This window comes from Mogibacterium sp. CM50 (genome assembly GCF_000293155.1).
Taxonomy (GTDB): domain Bacteria; phylum Bacillota; class Clostridia; order Peptostreptococcales; family Anaerovoracaceae; genus Mogibacterium; species Mogibacterium timidum.
Map to the genome: position 1 here is coordinate 40,655 of NZ_ALNL01000044.1, position 18,363 is coordinate 59,017.

14 protein-coding genes are annotated in these 18,363 nt (G+C 43.6%); 11 read left to right on the plus strand and 3 right to left on the minus strand.

Going from position 1 to position 18,363, the window contains the following annotated elements:
- Positions 1-82: 82 nt before the first annotated feature.
- From HMPREF1152_RS07600 to HMPREF1152_RS07610, 3 genes are all read right to left on the minus strand, one after another.
- Entirely contained in the window at positions 83-1,489 is a 1,407-nt protein-coding gene (locus HMPREF1152_RS07600) for a sodium-dependent transporter (protein ID WP_009644731.1), read from the minus strand.
- A 378-nt stretch (positions 1,490-1,867) separates the two neighbouring features.
- The gene (locus HMPREF1152_RS07605) at positions 1,868-4,882 is read right to left on the minus strand and encodes a transglycosylase domain-containing protein (RefSeq protein WP_009644652.1); all 3,015 of its coding nucleotides are present in this window, start codon (positions 4,880-4,882) and stop codon (positions 1,868-1,870) included.
- A 291-nt stretch (positions 4,883-5,173) separates the two neighbouring features.
- Positions 5,174-6,643 (minus strand): hypothetical protein, encoded by a 1,470-nt coding sequence (locus HMPREF1152_RS07610; RefSeq protein ID WP_009644848.1) that lies wholly within the window; start codon positions 6,641-6,643, stop codon positions 5,174-5,176.
- A 359-nt stretch (positions 6,644-7,002) separates the two neighbouring features.
- Here HMPREF1152_RS07610 and rpmB point away from each other — a divergent pair, with 359 nt between their 5' ends.
- The 11 genes from rpmB (at position 7,003) to pgsA (ending at position 18,359) form a co-directional block, all read left to right on the plus strand.
- A complete protein-coding gene (rpmB, locus tag HMPREF1152_RS07615) occupies positions 7,003-7,194 on the plus strand; it encodes a 50S ribosomal protein L28 (protein ID WP_036381550.1) in 192 nt (63 codons plus the stop codon).
- 178 nt (positions 7,195-7,372) lie between these two features.
- Positions 7,373-7,771 carry an Asp23/Gls24 family envelope stress response protein gene (locus HMPREF1152_RS07620; protein ID WP_009644649.1) on the plus strand — a complete coding sequence of 133 codons (399 nt, stop codon included), beginning with the start codon at positions 7,373-7,375 and terminating at the stop codon, positions 7,769-7,771.
- A gap of 3 nt (positions 7,772-7,774) precedes the next feature.
- The gene (gene recG, locus HMPREF1152_RS07625; protein ID WP_009644819.1) at positions 7,775-9,820 is read left to right on the plus strand and encodes an ATP-dependent DNA helicase RecG; all 2,046 of its coding nucleotides are present in this window, start codon (positions 7,775-7,777) and stop codon (positions 9,818-9,820) included.
- Positions 9,821-9,890: 70 nt separating this feature from the next.
- The gene (rsmD, locus tag HMPREF1152_RS07630) at positions 9,891-10,430 is read left to right on the plus strand and encodes a 16S rRNA (guanine(966)-N(2))-methyltransferase RsmD (RefSeq protein WP_009644596.1); all 540 of its coding nucleotides are present in this window, start codon (positions 9,891-9,893) and stop codon (positions 10,428-10,430) included.
- Between the two features lie 56 nt (positions 10,431-10,486).
- On the plus strand, positions 10,487-10,975 hold the full coding sequence (coaD, locus tag HMPREF1152_RS07635) for a pantetheine-phosphate adenylyltransferase (protein WP_009644644.1): 489 nt from the start codon (positions 10,487-10,489) through the stop codon (positions 10,973-10,975).
- Positions 10,976-10,992: 17 nt separating this feature from the next.
- On the plus strand, positions 10,993-11,586 hold the full coding sequence (locus HMPREF1152_RS09085; protein WP_009644712.1) for a hypothetical protein: 594 nt from the start codon (positions 10,993-10,995) through the stop codon (positions 11,584-11,586).
- A gap of 10 nt (positions 11,587-11,596) precedes the next feature.
- Positions 11,597-12,814 (plus strand): tRNA(Met) cytidine acetate ligase, encoded by a 1,218-nt coding sequence (locus HMPREF1152_RS07645; RefSeq protein WP_009644788.1) that lies wholly within the window; start codon positions 11,597-11,599, stop codon positions 12,812-12,814.
- 105 nt (positions 12,815-12,919) lie between these two features.
- The gene (gene rpmF / locus HMPREF1152_RS07650; RefSeq protein ID WP_009644811.1) at positions 12,920-13,099 is read left to right on the plus strand and encodes a 50S ribosomal protein L32; all 180 of its coding nucleotides are present in this window, start codon (positions 12,920-12,922) and stop codon (positions 13,097-13,099) included.
- Between the two features lie 120 nt (positions 13,100-13,219).
- A complete protein-coding gene (locus tag HMPREF1152_RS09090; protein WP_009644680.1) occupies positions 13,220-16,483 on the plus strand; it encodes an FtsK/SpoIIIE family DNA translocase in 3,264 nt (1,087 codons plus the stop codon).
- Between the two features lie 22 nt (positions 16,484-16,505).
- Positions 16,506-17,828 carry a 30S ribosomal protein S12 methylthiotransferase RimO gene (gene rimO / locus HMPREF1152_RS07660; RefSeq protein ID WP_009644741.1) on the plus strand — a complete coding sequence of 441 codons (1,323 nt, stop codon included), beginning with the start codon at positions 16,506-16,508 and terminating at the stop codon, positions 17,826-17,828.
- Complete coding sequence (gene pgsA / locus HMPREF1152_RS07665) at positions 17,829-18,359, plus strand: CDP-diacylglycerol--glycerol-3-phosphate 3-phosphatidyltransferase (RefSeq protein WP_009644814.1); 531 nt, start codon at positions 17,829-17,831, stop codon at positions 18,357-18,359.
- Positions 18,360-18,363: the final 4 nt, after the last annotated feature.

Below are 18,363 nucleotides of genomic sequence, written 5' to 3' on the forward strand. Positions count from 1 at the left end.
ATATGAATAAATCAAGGACCCTCCCGGCGGGAGGGCCCTTGAGACTTTGATCATACCGTTCATTATCTCGTTGCGAGATTTTTTACTTTCCGCCCCAGAATGATGTGAACTGTCCGTAAACGATCATTGCCATAAAGAGAGGTCCTATCCACTTAATGCAGAAGTTATAGAATCCTCTTGTCTTGAATATGCGCTCACCGCCATTCTCGATTTCATCATCGAGATAGTGAGGTACAAACCATCCAAGCAGGATAGCCATAATCAGACCGGTTAGCGGCATCAAGATACCTTCAGCGAGGCAATCCCATACACTCAATACATCCGCCTGTCCGAATAGGTGGAACCAGTTCATCTTAGGGTTTCCGCCGAGAGCATCAGCAGTTGTCAGGAAGTTACCAACAAAAGCTGCTAGAGCCATCACGACAGATACCTTAACTCTGCTTGCCGGCTTACCGGCCTTAACTCTCGAGTCAAGGATAGCGGAGATACCGGCCTCCATCATACCGATTGAGGAAGACAGAGCTGCGAAGAATACCAGTAGCCAGAATGCAAGCTGGAAGATCTTTCCTGCAGCACCCATAGACTGGAATACTGTTGTCATCGACACGAAGAGCAGTCCGGGACCGCCGCCTGGCTCGAGGCCAAATGCGAATACGGCCGGCATGATAGCCATACCTGCGAGGATAGCTACCAGGGAGTCACCTAATGTGATGATTGCAGCGTTCGACTCGAGGTTCTCTTTCTTACCTAGGTAAGAACCGTAAGCGATGATGCAGCCGGATGCTAGTGACAGTGAGAAGAACATCTGTCCACCGGCCAGGGATACTACATTGAAGAAACTCTTCTTCCACATCGATAGGTCAGGGTAGAAGAGGAACTTTAGGCCGGGAGTAGCTCCGGGAAGTGTGCAAGATCTGATTACAACTATAACAAGTAGTACAAATAGAGCTGGCATAGCAATCTTGCAGAACTTCTCAATACCGCCGGAAACTCCACCAAATACAATAATCATTGTAAGTATCAGGAAGCCTGCCATCCAAGCTACGGAGTTGCCAACGTTTCCTACCATTCCGCCAAACAGTGCCCCCGGGTCTCCGGTGTTAAGAACTGCGCTCTTGCTGAATAGTGCTGTAATTGATTGAAATAAGTACTTACTGATGTAACCACCGAAAGTACAGTAGAAGCAGATCAGGAACCAAGGTACGATTGTCTGAAGAATACCGTTGAACTTGAATCTGTGGTCAGCTTCTTTGTATGCCTCGATAGCAGCCTTCTGAGTCTTACGTCCAAGAGCAATCTCGGATAGCATCAGAGGATAACCTACTACGATAGCAAGAATAGTGTAAATAATAAGGAATGCGAATCCGCCGCCAAGTCCTAGTTTATAAGGGAAGGACCATAGGTTACCAAGACCTACAGCGGAACCGAGTGCAGCCATCAGAAATCCAAAATTGGAATTAAATTGGCCTTTGTTGTTTTCCTGTTCCATTTTTTCTACCTCCATACATAGAATAATCAAAGTCTTATTACAAGTACAATCTGATTATAAAAGCGACATTTTGTGTTGTCAATATGACTGCATCGTCACAAATTTGTCACCTTTTGTCACAATTTGTTCAACGCCTTGTATTTGAGCAGATACACGCGATTTGCCAAATAATAAACAAATGAAATTTTTTGACAATACTATCAAATGCGTTGGAGGAAAAATAAAATTTAGAATAGAATTCTTAAACGCAGCCGATGAAATTAGATGGAATTTTGCTATAAACCCGGGCAGGTCCCGCATATTATGTGTGACCTGCCCGGGTTAGCTGTAACCATTGTTTAGAAAAATAAATCCACCTTGTGCGTGTACTAATATTTTTTATGCACCGGGGATAGTGGGACCGGATGGTGGCGTGCTAGGTGATGAGTTACCGGAATCTGTCGAAGATTGTTGCTCAGAATCTGATGTATCAGCTTCGGTTTCTCCAGTCGTCTGTCTTTGCGTCGTTGCCTCTCTTCTTACATAGCTGGAGCGGCCTTTTTCAGTGCCTTTTGTATAGTATTCGTTTCCTATCCTTATCACGTTATCAGGCGCTGCATTATATTTGCCTGTCTTGGCAGCCGGAATCTGGTTCATAATCTTGCCCCACAGTCTTGCAGCCATTTCGGACATAGAGGACAGCCTGATGTTGACATCGGTTCCAATCCAGAGGGAAGCCGCATATTTTGCTGTAAACCCATCGAACCAGATATCGTATTTATCGTTTGTTGTACCAGTTTTACCACCGGCTTGTGTGCCGCTTACAGCAGCAGGACCGGCGATTCCTTGAGTGATAACCGACTTTAGCATGTCCGTCATGATGAAGGCCACACCTTCGTCCAGAACTTTTGTCTTTTTGGACTTGCTCTTAAGCAGAACCTTCCCGTGTCTATCTGTAACCGTTGTGTATGCTATAGATGATTGTCTGACGCCACCGTTAGGGAATACCGCAAATGCTTGCGCCATCTCAAGAGGAATTACACCCTTTGTAAGGCCTCCGAGTGCAAGAGCAGCGGAGTTCATGTCACTCGTCGCACCTTCGGTAACGATCGTTGTAAGTCCAAACTTCTTGAGCAGATCAGCCGAATACTCGTTTCCGACCTGAAGCTGGATTTTGACGGCTACAGTATTGATGGACTGCTGGATACCTTTACGCATTGATACAGCACCGGAATATCTATTGTTAGAGTTCTTAGGCCATGTCTTACCGTTAAATGTCATTGGTTCGTCGACAATTGTCGATGAAGCCGTTAGGTAATCTCCATAGCCTCTAGTCCCTTGTTTATCGTGCTTGTAATCAACCATCGGCCATGTTTCACCTTTTTCGGCATATTCATAGCTCTTCTGAAGGGCTGCACCATATACAGATAGAGGCTTGATAGATGAGCCCGACTGTCTGGGGTTCAGCGCACGGTTATACAATCTGCTGCCGGATTGTCCGCGGCCGCCGACCATAGCCTTTATCTCACCGGTTCCTACGCCTACGATAACCATGGCAGCTTGAGGCTGTATAGTCTTCTCGTTGAGAGAGTAAGCATCAGGTTTAATAACCAGAGTGTTTCCGGATTTCACCATTGAATTGGGGAAGTCCTTGAAATAGCTCTTATCTATGACCAGATCATCGCTTGAATCCAGCTTCTTGTATTTGCTGGGAACATTGATATATCCACCGGAGTAGATATATAACGTTCCTTTTTCCTGCACATATTGCTTCTTAAATTCTAAGCTGTAATTAACCTTGCCGCCGGTCTTGGTAGTATAAATGTTGAGTCTCTTACCTCTCTTGATTGTTGCTGAGCCATCCTTGCCAAACGACACTTCGTCTTTGCCAAGCGTAAAGTTTCCTTCAGAATTGAAGCTATCATTGTAATCGTAGAGAATTATATTTCCACTCGAACTGATGACATTTCCTGATGAATCCTTGCGTATGCTGACCAGGGAAGGGAAGTTAGAGCTGTTCTTAAACTCCTCGACAGCAACCTTCTGTGCTGTCGAATCCATGGTTGAGTGAATCTGCAGACCACCGGTGTAAATCATTCGTTCAGCTTCCTGTGGTGAAATATCATATTTTTTCTGCAGGTCACGCGATACCTCATCAATTAAATATTCATTGAAGTAAGAGTTGACGCCCTTGTTGCTCTTTACAGATGGGTTGATAAAGTCGATAAGGTTCTTGTGATAAGCTGCCTTAAAATCCTTGTCTGTTATATATCCTTGGTCGTGCATAAGCTTGAGTGCTGTATCACGACGATTCTTGGACATATCATTTGCGATATAGGTATCAGGATTGCGCAGAATGATATTTGTATCGCCTTCTGTGACAGAGTCTTTGCCGGCAAGCTTCACAAGAGCGTATGTGTCCGGCGCCTGTGGCAGTGCTGCCAGCGCAGCACATTCCTCCAGTGACAAATCCTTAGGGTCTTTGGAGAAATAAGCGTGCGAAGCAGAGTATACTCCGTAGCTTCCAAAGCCCAAATAGATTGTGTTTAGATATGCCTCAACAATCTGCTCCTTGGATAGTGTGCGTTCAATCTGACTTGCATAGTACATCTCCAGAATTTTACGCCTAACACTTCGCTGGCTCTTAATTTTAGGCAGATATACGTTACGAGCGAGCTGCTGAGTGATTGTACTGGTTCCACTGATGTGACCGGAACCTGTAAATGATTGGACTACAGCTCCGGCCATTCTGGTCCAATTGAAACCGTGGTGCTTCCAGAAGGTCTTGTCTTCAAGCGCAACAAATGCATTTATCATGTTTTTGGGCATCTGCTTATATGAGATAAGCTGACGATCCTGATTGTAGAATACAGTATCTACTTTTTTGCCTTGATCGTCATAAACTACAGAGCTCTGCGCAACTGAATCATAGATGTTCTCAGGATCGATTTTTGGAGCAGTACTGATGATTATAAATGTATATAAAATCGCCAAAACAAACAAAATCACGAATAAACCTACGATGTCCTTCGCAATTTTGCCTTTGCTGACAACCTTAGGTGTATTTTTGATTTTCTTGCCGTTTACTATAACGTCAGCTCCCAGACTGGGGTTGTAGTAAGGATTATCCTTCAGGAACAGTCGATCCTTCAGTGGTTCACCATTCCCCCTTATTAAACCGGAAAGAGACGCACCGCTCTTCTTTTTAGAAGACTTTGATGCTGAACGCTTTATACCCTTGTTGTTCCTCTTATTCTTATTATTCTTATGGCCTTTCGAAGATTGGCTGCTGTCAGCTGTTCCATGCTCAACAGGAACATTCGCGGAATCATCTTCATCAAGTGCTTCAAACTTGGATAGAAATTCATCTATCTCACGTTCGTTTTTAGAAATATTGTCTTTATCAGACTTCATAAGAAACCTCCAATCAGGAATTGTTTGTTGTCTTTGGTCACACCTACACATATCATAGTAGATTTTTACATTATATCACATAAATTATTTATGTGATTATTAATAGACGCTTAATTTATTTTGCTGATTCTATTTACCTGTAAAAGCGTTTCACCATTGCTCGGAGCGGAGCCATGAACAATGGTGAACGTTGATTTTATAAGGGTTTACACGAACCGTAGTGCTGTTCGCAGCATGGTCGAATTATTGTATATTTTTAAGTGCCAGATCGTGCCTATAGTTAGACGTGTGTCAGAAGTTGATCAGACCTGACTTAACATAAGAGTTTATATAATTGAGTATAGTATTGGTGACCTTGATGCCTGCATACTCATCGTCATCATCAAGATTGATGTGGGTGATATTGGCCTTGTCCTGAATACTGTTCAGGATAGAGGCCGTTGTAAATTTGTTGTCTGAGTCCACAGGAATAGCAATCGTCTTAGCCGCCTTGTCATTAGCGGTAGAATATATTTTGCTCAGATCGCTGGACAGTTTGTCGTTTTTGTTCTTAAATGAACCATATAGCTCTGATGTCGTCATGGTGAGGCCGGCAAGTGATGCGGCAGATGCATTTTCCTGCATAACTTGATCTCTATACGCTTCAGTTACACCGGTTGTATTCATTTTGAGATGGAGTGTATCGCCGTCGACATATAGTTCCTCGATTGTGTTTGTAGCGTAAACGTCACCTTTTGAATACTTAGCGGGGATTTTATCATCGTCACTAAATCTGTAATTGCTATTCTTAGCTATATAAAGAAAGGTGCTGAGGTCATTTATTGTCTGCGCTCCTATTGCAGTATCAGGCAGTTTGGCTTCGTCTGAAATTATTGAGTAAGTCATTTTGGCATCAGGAAAATACTTCTTATTGGCCTTTTTAAAGCTCTCGACCTGACCATCAAAATACTTCTTTGTATCCTCGAGGTTAAATGAATCTACAAGCATTGTAAATTCAATCGAATCCGGATACATATTACCGTTGTTTCCAACTTTTAGATCTGCAATCTGGTATGAAACAGATTTATTCTTGTACTTGGAGATGATTCCGTTTAGTATGTTGAACACATCTGGCTGCTGGGAGATGTAGGAGCTTGGACTATCAGTCTTGATGCCGGTAATTTTAATTTTTATACCTGTATTCTGAGTCCTGGGCTCAGTGCTGTACGGAATGGCAAGATTACTCATGCCGCTTGCGAATGAGGTATTTGACACATACAGCTTCTTGCCGCTGCTCACGTAGATAACGTTAGAGTTTGCAGGAATATATGACTTATTGATATTAAGTGCGCCAGAATGTTCATTCCTGTCATTATTAAGAAAGATAGCGATAACACTTCCACCTTTAGTATTTGAAGTTGATACTTCATGGATTGTGGAAAGGGTATCAGCATCCATAGCAGCCGTTTTATAGTTATATTCGGCAACAACGACAGTTGCAGGAGCTGTAACATCAGTTGCTGTCTTGGTCACGATTATATTTCCGTTTTCATCGGTAATGTATATAACCTTGTCCTTAGTAGTTTCTTCCTCGATGAAGTGCTGCAGAGCCTTGTTGGATTTAAACCCTTTAGATTTATCAATCAGCGCTTCTCGAAAGCTTCTGTAGTTGCTCTTGTCGACTAGACGAGTTTTATTCATCTTATAATATGCGATGATACCGACGAATAATATAATTATTACCAGCACAATCGCAGTGGTTTTCGTGTTAGATTTATGCATTATCATCCTCTCAAAATTTGTTGTATGTATACATTTATGCGTTGCCTATTATACAGATAAACTGTGAAGATTTGAACAAGAAAAGGAACTGTTCTTGTATACAAAGCAGATATGCAAGGTGATTGGAGTTATTTTAGTCACGTGATGTCAAATGTTATAGAAATGTTTTAAGCAAATATTTACTTATATATTATATATAGAAATGAAGTAAAGTGAATCATAATATTAGTATGATAAACAGGCCGTCCGGGTCATGTTAATGATACAAAAAAGCCTTGCACGCAGTGCAACTATTATGTTATAATTCTCATCGCGTTACAAATGAACGCGACTATTTTATAAACAAGGAGGTGCGGCAAATGTCCAGAAAATGTGAAGTTTGCGGTAAGGGTCAGACTTCGGGAAACGCTGTTTCTCATTCTAACAGACATTCTAAAAGAAAGTGGAATGCTAATATTCAGTCTGTAAGAATTAACGAGAACGGTACGGTCAGAAAGGCAAACGTTTGCACGAGTTGCCTGAGATCTGGCAAAGTAAACCGTGCCATTTAGTCAATATACCCGAGATTTGGTCTTAAACGGCTCGCCGTTTAAGACTTTTTTTATGAAAAACTGAGTAATCCAATCGCTAACGTATCAATATTAATATATAATCTCATGGTAACAAGTAATAAAGATGTGCGGCATTTTAAATGCGGGAAGCTTTACAAGCATTATAACGGAGGCGGAGATGGCTCTACTCACAAAGTCTGAATATGGATCAGTTAATATCGGTAAGCAAGTGCTTAGCAAGTTGATCCTGGATGAGATACTGAAATACAGTGATATCATATATCCATGCAGTCGTAATGGTAAGCAGCTAAAGCGAGGCTTTTTTTCAGGCATAAGCGATATGCTGCCCTCGGTTGATGTGCAGGAGACAGATGAAGGGATCAAGGTTGTCTTCTATATTATAGTCAAATTTGGGGAGAGCATTAACGATGTCGCTAATGCGGTGTTTGACAACATAGAACGTGATTTTGCGATATTGGCTCTCGATAAGCCAACAGAAATTAAAGCGAGCATAAAAGGGGTAATGTCTGACCGTTTGGTGAAACGTGATATAGAACTGGTCAGAACAAATGGATAGTTTATGAAATTAAGCGACAGCGTGACAAAAATTAAAGGCGTAGGTTCCAAAAAACAGCAAATTCTAGAGTCAATGGGGATTGTCGACGTATATGATCTGCTGGAGCACTACCCGTTTAGATATCAGAATAGGATAGAGCGCGTACCATTTATGGATGTTCAGGAGGATAAAGACGTTTTAATCGGCGGTTCTCTGGTAAATAAACGTTTACGTTCGATAGGTGGTGGACGCACTATGCTCGAGTGCTCTTTGAGAGACGAGAGCGGGGTATTCCATGCGATATTCTTTAATATGCCCTTTTTAGACAAAAATCTCAGACTCGGTGCGGAATATACGTTGTTCGGTAAGATGAAATGGCGAAATGGTGCCAAAACCGTTGTCAATCCGGAGATGGCTCTAACCGGAAGTGCTCGAGACGTCCGAGGCATAGTTCCTTTATACAGACGTTCTGCCGGTATTACTTCTAATGAACTGACTAAGCTTATAAGAAGCGTCTGTGATGAACTCGATGAATCATGCGAATGGATCGGGCGTGAGCTCATAGAGCGCAATAAGCTGGTTGAGGAATCCTACGCATACAAAAATATACATTTTCCGGAAAATGCAGCTGCATACAACCGTTCTCGTTTTAGACTGATTTATGATAAGCTGCTGTCATTTCAGTATTCGATAATCCGTAACAGGATGCTCAGGGATAACGCTTATGGCGATTCTGCTATAGACATGGTTGATATGCACAGCTTTTATGAAAAGCTGCCTTTTGTTCTAACTGAAGGTCAACAGATCGCAATAAAAGATATAGAACAGGATTTGACAAGCCCGATATCTATGAATAGACTGGTTCAGGGAGACGTGGGTTGTGGTAAAACAGTAGTCGCGGAAGCTGCAATATTTCGTGTTACTCGCGCAGGATGGCAGTCTGCATTTATGGCACCGACAGAAATATTGGCTAGACAGCACTTCAATAAGCTTAGCGAAGAGCTGGGGCATTACGGGATCAGAGTGGTGTTGCTGGTAAGCGGACTAAAGGCAGCTGAACGTAGAGATTTGATTGAGAAAATAGCGCATGGCGATGTCGACGTGGTTATCGGAACACATGCTCTTATACAGGATGATGTCGAATTTAAACGGCTCGGACTGGTTATAACTGACGAGCAACATAGGTTTGGTGTTAATCAGCGAAAGATTCTCGCCGGTAAGGCAGAGGCCGTAAATGTGCTTGTTATGTCGGCAACTCCAATCCCTAGAACGCTGGCAGCTACGGTATTTGGAGATATGGATTTTTCTGTTATCAAGAGCAAGCCTTCAAATAGAAAAGAAATTATCACCAGATACGTTACCGACAAATCGCGTGAACGGGCTTATACAGAGGTTTACAAGGAAATAAAACGCGGATATCGTGCTTATGTAGTTGCACCTGCTATTGATGAGAACGATGATAGTGATATAGCTTCCGTAACATCATTATATGAGGAGTTGCAAGGTAGGTTTAATGACGTTAACCTTGGTCTTATTCACGGCAGACTTGACAGGCTGGAGAAAGAACGCATTATGAATGAGTTTGCCATTGGTGAAATCGAGTTGCTTGTATCAACTGTAGTCATAGAGGTAGGGATTGATGTGCCTGAAGCTACGGTTATAGTGATTGAGAATTCAGAGCGCTTCGGCTTAGCCCAGCTGCATCAGCTCAGAGGCAGGGTCGGTAGAAGTGATAAACAATCTTATTGTTACCTGATATGCTATAGTGATTCGGAGAATGCCGTAAATCGCATGAATGCTATGGTCACCATGAGTGACGGGTTTGAGATAAGTGAAGAAGACTATAGGCTGAGAGGCGCCGGAGATCTGATGGGAACAATGCAGCATGGGTATTCCGGAAATAGCTTTTATGATCTGTTTGGCTACGAGAGGATACTTAAGCTTGCGACTAATGACGCGGAGGAGATAGCAACTGCATCAGATAGAGAAGATAAGAGCACGGTTGATATATCTCAGCTTAAATTTAGGTCAGCAAAAGCGGTATTCCAAGATAACAGCAATATAATATAGAAGGAATTACCTGCTCGGGTAGTTTTGCTCGCGGTACTAAACTGCCGAGAAGCGAGTATGAGGTACATTAATGACGAGGATAAATTCAGGAGAATATAAATATAGAAGTATAGAGGTTCCCGAGAACGCGAGACCGACTACGGAGAAGGTTCGTGAAGCCGTTTTCAGCATTCTCATTGGCAAAGTGGAAGGAGCGCTGGTTCTGGACTTATTTGCCGGCTCGGGTTCGCTTGGTCTCGAGGCGCTTTCCCGCGGTGCAAAGCACTGTGTATTCAACGAAGGAGATAGAAAAAATTATAAAATCCTCCAGAAAAACATCAAAAATTGCAAAGCGCAAGAAAAATCTTCAACTTTTAATAATGATTTTAGAAAGTCTCTAACGCTTGCAAATAAGGAGTTTGACCTCATCTTCGTAGATCCTCCTTACCGTGCAGGATATTATGGTGAAGTATTTGAACTCGTTGATGGTTACGGGCTTTTGACGCGCGACGGTGTGATTATCGTCGAACATCTTGACGATAATCCTTTACCTGATGCATTGTCGGAATTCGTCAAATTCAAGAAAAAGAGGTATGGAACTGTAGCTGTAGACTTTTATGCAAGACCTTAAAGCCTTGCAAATACAATATCTGTTTGTTAAAATACCTTGGAGAGATGGTGATTAGTATGATGAGGACTGCAATTTATGCGGGTTCATTTGATCCTGTTACCAATGGTCATCTGGATATTATTGAACGCGCAGCTAATATGTTTGACAGCTTAACTGTCGGCATAGCCGTTAATAGCTCCAAAGAACCTCTGTTCACATTAGAAGAACGCAAGTACATCATTGCTAAGGTGACTGAACATATCCCGAACATCAAAATCGATGTGTTCAATGGACTACTTGCTGACTATGTCAATAAACATAGTTTTGACACGGTAGTCAGAGGACTTAGGGCTACTACCGATTTTGAATATGAAATCCAGATGGCGCAGATGAATGCACGCTTATACACGGGTGGGACGGAGACTGTTTTCTTGATGACAGACCCTCGGTATTCGTTTATCAGTTCATCTCTCATCAAAGAAGTAGTCTCTTATGGCGGCAGCGTCGATGGCCTGCTACCAGAGTGTGCTAACGAGATGATTAAAACTAAATTTGATAATCAATAAACTAGGAGGAAATCGTTATGAGCGACGCATCGATTAGAGTTATGACACTACTTGACGATCTCGAAGAAATTTTATCCAACGCTTCGAAGGTGCCTTTTTCAGAGAAGGCAATCGTCGACAGCGATGAGATTAGGAGCATCGTTGATGACATAAGACTTAGCATGCCTAAGGATATTCAGCAGGCAAAGTGGGTTAAGGATGAGCAGGATAGGATCCTAAACGAAGCTAGAAGCGAATACGATAAGGTTATCGTAGCTGCCAAGAAGCAGGCTGAGTATCTAGTTGAGAACGACATCATCAAGAAGGAGGCTGAAAAGAGAGCTGACGCTCTTATCTCTGAGGCAGAGAATCACAGCAGATACATTAAGCTCCGTTCTTATGAATACGTAGACAAGCTTCTGTACGATATGCAAAATGATATTGCTAAGGTTGCTACGGAGTTCATTCAGCCAATGAACGATTATTTCACCGATATGGTCGGCGAGATGAACAACAGAGTAAATGGCAATCGCCAGGAAATGAAGGCCTTGGCAGAGCGTGTTCAGGGCGGCTCCACATATACTGAAGAGCAACAGACAGCTGATGAACATGCAGAGGGCGTTGAGGAGTAAACCTTTACCGATGAAAGTTCTGGGAATTGTTGCAGAATACAATCCTCTACATAACGGACATCTTTACCACATAGATAGAGCTAAGAGAGAAGCTTGTGCCGATGCTGTAATCGCTGTGATGAGCGGCGATTTTGTGCAGCGAGGAGAGCTTGCTTTCGCAAGTAAGTGGGACAGAGCAGAGTCCGCAGTTAAGAATGGAATAGACGCAGTGTTTGAGATACCGGCTTTTGCGTGTCTCGGCAATGCGTCTGTTTATGCGTCTACGGCAATTAAACTGTTAGCTGCAATAGGGGTTGTAGATGTGATATCGTTCGGGAGTGAATCGGGTAACATAGACAAGCTTACTATGGTAGCGGAAAGGCTTTCGGATTCGAGAATATCAGATAGGATGGTGGAGCTCGCCAGAGAGGGATACAGTTATCCCCGGTCCAGAGCGGCAGCTTACAGCGAATTTTTTGGTGACGATGGAGAATCGGTTCTCCATGGAGCCAATGATACTCTCGCTATCGAATATATAAGAGCTATTACGGAATTTAATAAATGTACAGAACATGAGCTTGAAGTTCACACTATTAAACGTGAGGCTGCCGAGTATTCTGCGAGGTTCGATACCAGTCGGAAATTTCAGAGTGCTTCAGGCATAAGACAGGCAGCGAGACAGGGGATTGATGTATCCGAGTTCGTTCCTGATGAATCGGCGAAGCTGATCAGTTCATGTTTCTCAGAACGCGCCGATACGATCGATGATAAGCTGTTCGATTTGATTAGATATGTGCTTCTTAATCTTAACGCTTCGCAGGTAGATGAGGCTCCGCAAGGCGGCGAAGGCATCGGAACAAGGCTTATTGAAGCTGTGTCAAGGTGCAAGAGCTTTGACGAACTCGTCATGCATGCGAAGAGCAAGCGCTACACTTATACCAGGATTTCACGACTGCTACTGCAGTTATTGCTCAATATCAAGCGCGATGAACCGGGAGTTTGCGAACCGGGGTACCTCAGAGTGCTGGCAGCAAATGAGACTGGGCGGAAATTAATCAAAAAAGCAAAAAAAAATAGTCTTAACGATATTCCGATCATTACCAATATCAACAGAGAGGCAAATGAGTTGTCTGATTCTGCGAACAGTCAGCTTCTCCTTGACATTAGGGCGGCAGATACATACAATATTCTGACGATGAATGATATGTACGAAGAGTCGGATCATGTGAAAAGACCTATATTACTGTAATTTTCATTGACATACTACGGTTTTGCGTATATACTATCATCCTGTAGTGCGTAAAATGCAATCCAGACATTTTAAGATAATCACATTTGTAAGGAGGTGTCGACAATGGCAGTACCAAAGAGGAAAACATCGAAAGCAAAGACTGCTGGCAGAAAGGCTGCTAACATGAAGATGGGCGCTCCGGGACTTTCAATTTGTCCTCAGTGTCATGAGCCAAAGCTTCCACACAGAGTTTGCCCTAATTGTGGCTATTATGACGGCAAAGACGTTGTTAATGTTGAGTAAATCAGTTAAGCCATTGATCCGAGATTCCTCGGGTCTTTTTTCTTTTTTGCAAAAAAACGGCGTAAATAGTATAATTAATCAGTATATCGGTTGATTGAATTATAATATATATGGGGAATTATGGCTGAGGAAAAGAAAAAGCGCGGTCCGGGAAGGCCTCCCGGCAGCAAGAATAAATCCAAGAAGAATAGCACTTCTTCGTCTGATAAGAGGAACAGCAGCAAGGCGGAGACTGCCGAACAGAAGCAGATTCGCGAGATGCAGGAGAAGCGCAACTCAAATAGAAAGCTTATTGACGAGATATGGGGAATTGCCATATTTGCAATAGGTATTTTTTTAGTATTCACTATGAAGAACAACAGCACAGGAAGCTTCGGACATGGGATTCACAATGTCCTTCGAGGTTTATTTGGGGGAATGTCATATGTCTTGCCTTATTTTTTGATTGTTGTTGCTGTATGCTTGTTTTTTCAGAAGCTGCAACATCTCAACGCGAGGACCGCTTCACTTACAGCTCTCGTGTACTTGATGATGTGCGCTCTAAATGGATACAGATTTGTCAATTCAGGTAAGCCTAAGTTCGGTTTTGGAGATATACTGCTGTATTACAGAGGCGGTGTCAGAGGAAACAATGCAGGTGCGGTTGGAATGGAGCTTGCCAACATTCTGGTCAAGTTTATCGGACGTCCGGGGCTGATTATCTTTGCTTTGGCAGCGATAATAATTTCAATTCTGTTAGTTGCGAATACTCCTATTTCCAAGCAGATCAAGGCGTTTAAGGAGGCTCGTGAAGAAAAGAGGCTCATAAAGGAATTTGAGCGTTCAGGAGGAACAGTGAGCCCTGTCGCTTCTAAATACGAAAATATATCTACGGATACAGCCGTTTCATCTGCTCGTCCAAGTGTAAATGAGCAGATGGAATTTGGTTTGCATGATCACAGAATGGGTACGAAAGCTACTTCACCGAATCCTGCTTCCGGGACAAGCTTTACTTCTAATGCGCACATAGCTTCGGTGGATGACAGCTATGTGGGATATTCCCCAAATGTGCAGGACGAAGAACCAACCTCAGGATTGTTTGGAAGAATGCTGGCAAAGCATCTTAATTCCAAGAAACAGAAGTCTGTAACAGATGCGGGAATTGGTACGGTTACTGCAAATCCTGTTAACGCCGCTGCTGGTAATCGTACAACCGATGTAGGGGGTTCGGCATATTCATCTGTGGATGCAGCTTATAAAGAGAAAAAAACGGCAACGGGTTTCCCTGATGAGAGCACGAGACGTGAAATTGCAAGTATGCTGGATAGCAATGCTCCTTTTGAAGAAGATGAGTCAGGAATATATGATGGGTATAGAGGTAGAGCGGCCAGACAAATTGGTACTGGATTAGGAAGCTCTGATGATGGTATTGTTACAGGCACCGGCTATGGATTGGATGGCAAATCAGGAGAAGCCGGTACAGAGAAAACAACAGGTCTCGGTGGATATGACGGTGCTCCTGAAGATGGAGCTGCACCAAAGGGAAGGGGATTTGGCTTGGACGGCGGAAAGCCTTCCGGGAAATCAAAGGTCGCGGAGTACCGCGGACGCGCTTCAGGTGGCGGTGATTCAGCATTTATTTCGTCCCCCGGTTCAAATAATTTATATGGCGCAGGTGCTTCTCGAGACTTTGGAGCCGGTGTTGGAGTCACTGCAGCAGGAGCAATTGCTGCTGCCAATAAACGTAGTGCGGACGCAATTGGCAGCTCCGACAATATGACATATTCCACATCTTCTAATGAAGCTCTGCACGAGCAGAAAGAGGATAACAGACCGACCAAGGCGGATCACGATGAAATCGCTAAACAGGCTCTGGCAGGGCAGTCAAGGAGGGATGATGATTACGTATTCCCATCGGTAGATTTGCTCAATCGACCTAAACCCGGCAATAATCTAATGAGCGGGCAACAGCTTGAGGAGAAAGCACATCTTCTGGAGCGGACTTTAAATGATTTCAATGTAGAGGCGACAGTTCTCAATGTTACACAGGGGGCGTCGGTTACAAGATATGAGGTTCAGCCGGCTACAGGCGTAAAGGTCAGCAAGATTACCGGGCTTGCCGATGATATAGCACTCAACATGCGTGCTAAAAGCATCCGTATTGAAGCGCCTATACCGGGCAAGGCTGCTGTCGGAATCGAGGTAGAGAATGAAAAGGCGGCGCCGGTTCTGATTCGCGAGCTCATTGAGTCTAACGATTTCAGACGCGCTAAATCCAAGATCAGCTTTGTTGTCGGCAAAGATGTATCAGGACGAAATATTGTCGCAGATCTACACAGTATGCCTCATATGCTTATTGCCGGAGCGACCGGTTCAGGTAAGAGTGTGTGCATTAACACGATAATAACAAGTATTCTTTACAAAGCATCTCCCGATGAAGTTAAACTTGTTCTTATCGACCCTAAGGTAGTCGAGCTTGGAAGCTACAACGGCATCCCTCACATGCTCATACCTGTTGTTACAGATCCTAAGAAAGCAGCAGCGGCGCTTAACTGGGCAGTCAACGAGATGCAGCAACGATACAATAAATTCGCTGAGCTTGGGGCAAAGGATCTTGCGTCGTACAATCACACTGTGTCGACGAACGGAGAGGACGATAATGTATTACCGCAGATTGTTATTGTAATAGACGAGCTTGCAGACCTCATGATGGCAGCCTCTTCGCAGGTTGAAGAGGCAATCTGCCGTCTGGCTCAGAAGGCTAGAGCTGCAGGGATGCATCTAATCGTCGCTACGCAGAGACCTTCGGTTGACGTAGTTACGGGACTTATCAAGGCAAATATACCATCACGAATTGCATTTAGTGTATCATCGCAATTTGACTCTCGTACAATCCTCGATACTGCCGGTGCAGAAAAACTGCTAGGCAAGGGAGATATGCTGTTCTCGCCTGTAGATGCCAATAAGCCGATTAGAATACAGGGACCGTTTATCTCTGAAGCTGAGAGTGCTGCAGTAATTGAATTCGTTAAGTCGCAGAGTGAAACCGAGTACAGGGATGATGTAATCCGAACGATTGAGGTCTCTGACAAGCCTGCCGCTCAAGGTGACAGCCTTTCTGATGAACTGACAGAGGACGCGATCGAGTTTATTCTCAAGCAGAAGCAAGCATCTGTATCGATGCTGCAAAGAAGATTCAGAATAGGATATAATCGGGCTGCACGTATCATCGATGAAATCGAGGAGATGGGAATTATCGGACCATCTGACGGGTCAAGACCAAGACAGGTACTAACAACAGAAGAGGAGTACTATGGTCAGCCGGATCAGACTGTTTTTGTAGATGAATCAATTGATGCAGAAGCAGTAAATTTAGATGGTGATGAGCCTATAGAAAACGATTAGATAATGATGGAGACAATGTTTGATGAATAAGACGAACAAGACGTTCTATATAGATACTCTTGGGTGTGCCAAGAATGACTATGACTCTCAGGTGCTCGCCGCTCTGCTGATGCAGCGCGGCTGCACTTTGACCGAAGCACCGGAGGCTGCGGACATCTTGATAGTGAATACCTGTGGCTTTATCGAATCAGCTAAGATTGAGTCGATAGAGCATATATTCAGCATGGCATCGCTCAAGGGTAAGACCAAGAAGCTGGTAGTTACAGGTTGTCTTTCTGAGAGATATCACGAGGATTTGGTGAATGAAATTCCGGAAGTTGATATTTTTACAGGTGTAAATGACTACGATGAGCTTCCGGATTTGCTGTTGTCCGACAATAAGGTCATGGCTGATAGCGTAAAGGGTAGAGTCGGTAAAGTGTTACCATATAAGGAGAGGGTGCTACCTGGTAAATCATATTCCGGAGTGCTCAAAATTGCGGAGGGATGTAACAACACCTGCGCCTTTTGTGCGATACCTAAGATTCGCGGTCCATTCCGCAGCAAGAAAATCGAGGACGCAGTCAAGGAAGCTGAGGTCATGGCTGAGCAGGGAATCAAGGAGCTGACAATTATCGCTCAGGATACCTCGTATTACGGCAAGGATCTGTACGGTGAGGCTATGCTTCCGGAACTGCTCAGACGGCTATGTAGAATTCATGAGATTAAATGGATTAGACTACTCTATGTGTACGACGATGGTATTACAGATGAACTGATAGAGACTATAGCTGCTAACGACAAGATTTGCAACTACCTCGATATCCCGATTCAGCACATCGCTGATAACGTCCTATCCCGGATGAAGCGCAAGTCGACAGGAGCATCAATCAGGGAGACCTTTAGGAAGCTCCGCGCAAATATTCCTGATGTACATATCAGAACTACGATGCTTGTCGGGTTTCCGGGAGAGAGCGAAGATGATTTTAAAGAGCTGATGGAATTCGTAAAGGAAGCAAGGATAGATAGATTAGGGGTATTTGCATTTTCCGATGAAGAGGGAACTCTGTCGTATACAATGGATGATAAGCTCCCTGAGGACGTCAAGGAGACGCGTAGAGACAGCATCATGGAGCTTCAGCTGTCGATCAGTGAGGAACTCAATCAAGCCAAGCTGGGCAAGACCTATGAGGTTATGATTGATGAAATTCATGATGGCAGCTACATTGGTAGGACTAAATACGATGCGCAGGAGATCGACAACGAGGTCAGCTTCGTCAGCGAGAGATTGCATGAGCTGGGAGATATAGTTAACGTCAAGATTACAGAGGCCTATGAGTATGACCTCGTGGGCGAGGAGGTTTAAATGAATTTACCTAATAAATTGACAGTTGGTCGTATGATAGCTGTTCCGTTTTTTGTCGGTGCATTTATGATGCATTATTATTTTGTGGCATTCGTCATTTTTATATTGGCATCATTTACAGATATGCTTGATGGGAAAATTGCAAGAGCGAGGGGACTTGTTACTAACTTTGGAAAAATTATGGATCCGCTTGCTGATAAGATCCTGGTGTATTCTGCTTTGTGCCTGCTGATTGGGGAGGGAACTATCCCTGCATGGGCGCTGATAATTATTCTGGCAAGGGAGTTTGCAGTGAGCGGGATGAGAACCGTTGCAGCTTCGGAGGGCAGGGTAATTGCGGCCGGTATGAGCGGGAAATTCAAAACTGTTCTTCAGATGATTGCGGTTCCGTTGCTTATCCTCGCTTTGAGATTTGATTCGGTATATCTATTAATGAGCGCGGGCATGTGGGTATTCTGGGCATCGCTTATCGCGACTGTTTATTCAGGGTGCGAATACATCATCAAGAACAAGGATGTGTTTTCGATGTAGCTAT